Source organism: Pantoea sp. 18069 (assembly GCF_902706035.1).
In the GTDB taxonomy this organism is placed as follows: Bacteria; Pseudomonadota; Gammaproteobacteria; order Burkholderiales; family Burkholderiaceae_C; genus Comamonas.
Map to the genome: position 1 here is coordinate 1 of NZ_CACSJA010000077.1, position 2,276 is coordinate 2,276.

At 63.6% G+C, this 2,276-nt stretch carries 2 protein-coding genes and 1 pseudogene; 2 read left to right on the plus strand and 1 reads right to left on the minus strand.

Annotated elements, in window-relative coordinates; all coding sequences use genetic code 11:
* Positions 1–118 (plus strand): annotated as a pseudogene (locus GVL12_RS25575) (IS5/IS1182 family transposase); the annotation flags it as partial.
* Between the two features lie 204 nt (positions 119–322).
* Here GVL12_RS25575 and GVL12_RS25580 read toward each other — a convergent pair.
* Positions 323–1,261 (minus strand): LysR family transcriptional regulator, encoded by a 939-nt coding sequence (locus GVL12_RS25580; RefSeq protein ID WP_235033985.1) that lies wholly within the window; start codon positions 1,259–1,261, stop codon positions 323–325.
* Positions 1,262–1,374: 113 nt separating this feature from the next.
* On the opposite strand from GVL12_RS25580, the gene GVL12_RS25585 reads away from it, so the two are divergent.
* Positions 1,375–2,276, plus strand: a 902-nt coding sequence (locus GVL12_RS25585) for a tripartite tricarboxylate transporter substrate binding protein (RefSeq protein ID WP_200844090.1), incomplete at its 3' end; no start/stop codon positions are given.

The following is a 2,276-nucleotide window of genomic DNA, read 5'->3' on the forward strand; positions in this document are numbered from 1 at the left end:
CAGCTTTGCATGGCTGGAAAAGAATCGGCGGTTGTGGAAGAACTGCGAGCGCTGGATCAACACCAGCTTGCAGTTCCTGCATCTGGCATTCCTGGCGCTCTTGCTCAAAAGACTTTGAACACGTTCTGAGGGCGGGCCGGGCGGCCCGGCCTTGTTCCCATCCACACTACAAACATGAATCATTGAATCTCCTCGACCGGAGATTTCCATGGTCCGACCTTTCTGCGGACAAGAGCATCTTGCCGCCGGTTTCGGCGAGACCCCCCCCCATCCGGGTGAGGTTCCAGGACGAAGCGCGCTTTGGGGCGCAGCAAAAAGCCCCTCAGTCCGTGGCCGCTGGACGCGGCAGATGCTGCACCAGTGTGACAAACTGCGCCGCCACCGCACTCAGCGGCCGGCCTTCAGAGGTGATCAGGTTGATGGCTGGCACCCGCATCGGCACATCCAGCGGCAAGGCCCGCAGCACGCCCATGCGCCCATAGTGCTGGGCCAGCGATTCGGGCATGACGGCCACCATGTCCGACACCTCCAGCAGTGCCGTGGTCATCACCGTCGAAGAGGTTTCAGTCGTATTGAGCTTGCGGGTAATTCCGGCTTCACGCAGCGCCGCGTCAAATCGGGTGCGCTGAGGCGTGCCCGGCGGCTGCACCACCCAGGCTGCCTGCGACAGATCGGTCAGGGACACGCTGTTGTGCCCTACAAAAGGGTGGCTCTGGCGCACCACCACGACCAGCGCCTCTTCCAGCAGAGGCACCACGGCGTAGTCGCCGCGGTCGTGGGCTTCGGTCAGGCGGCCCAGCACCAGGTCTGCCTCGCCCCGTTCGAGCAGGCTGACCAGCACATCGCTGGTTTCCACCACCACCGACACCTTGACTTGCGGATGGCGGCGTTTGAACTCGGCCAGCGCCGGCGCCACCAACTGGTTGACCGCCCCCGGCACCGAGGCAATGCGCAGCATGCCACTCAGGCCCGAGCGCAGCGCCGCCATGGACTCGCGGGCCGAGCTGAAATTCACCAGGAGTGTGCGGGCATAGGCGGCAATCACCTCACCGCATGGCGTGGGCAGCATGCCGCGCGGCAGGCGCTCGAAAAGGCGCTCGCCCAGCACCTCTTCGGCCTGGGCCAGCAGCTTGGTTGCCGCCGGCTGGCTCACGTTGAGCGCGGCGGCGGCACGTCCCATGTGGCGCTCGGCGTCGAGCAAGCGGATCAGCAGCAACTGGCGCATGCGCAGTCGCAGCAGTAAAGAGGAATCGGCCAGCATATACGTCATATACAAATATGCATCGATTTTGACTTAGATGTGATTAGACGTAAATGGTAATGCTGCCGTAATCTTTGCCCACAGAGACCTACAACGAACTGGAGACAAGTCCGATGAAATCCAATCGCCGTACCACGCTGGCGCTGGCCGCTGCCGTCTGCGCGCTGAGTGCAATGACTGGCACGCAGGCCCTGGCCCAAGCCCAGACGCAAGCCATCAATTACCCCACCAAGGCCGTGCGCATCATGGTCGGCTCGCCCCCGGGCGGCGGCACCGACATCCTTGCCCGCCTGGTGGCCGAAAAGTTCACCGGCGAGTTCAAGCAGTCGTTTGTGGTGGACAACAAACCCGGCGCCTCCAACACCATTGCCGCCGACGCGACGGCCCGCGCCGAACACGACGGCCACACCTTGTTGATGGCCACCACCACGGCCCAGGCGATTGCGCCCCATTTGCTCAAGCTCAAATTCGACCCGCTGGCCGATTTGCAGCCCATTGGCATGGTGGCCACCATGCCCCATGTGCTGGTCGTACCCGCCTCGTCGCCGTACAAAAACGCCAAGGAGCTGCTGGCCGCGATGAAGGCCAGCAACGGCAACTTCAAATACGCCTCGTCGGGCATTGGCAGCACCCAGCATATTGCCGGCGTGGCCTTTGGCCAGGCCACACAGACACAGGCGGTGCATGTGCCGTACCGCGGCAGCTCGCAGGCGCTGGTCGACCTGATGGGCGGCCAAGTGGACATGATGTTTGACACCACCTCGTCGGCCATCGCCCAGATCCGTACCGGCAAGCTGCGCCCACTGGCCGTGACCATCAGCGCGCGTTCGCCCGAATTGCCCGATGTGCCCACGCTCGAAGAGCAAGGCGTGCACGGTGCCAATGTGTGTAAGGGGCCAGCAAACACACGCGGTCCGGCCCTTGCGCAGAGTCGGCGCTATGCGGTAGCAGTAGGCGGCAACCAGATGTGCGGCAGCAGTTGGTCAATGTCACGTGCCTTGTGGGTGGGCAGCCG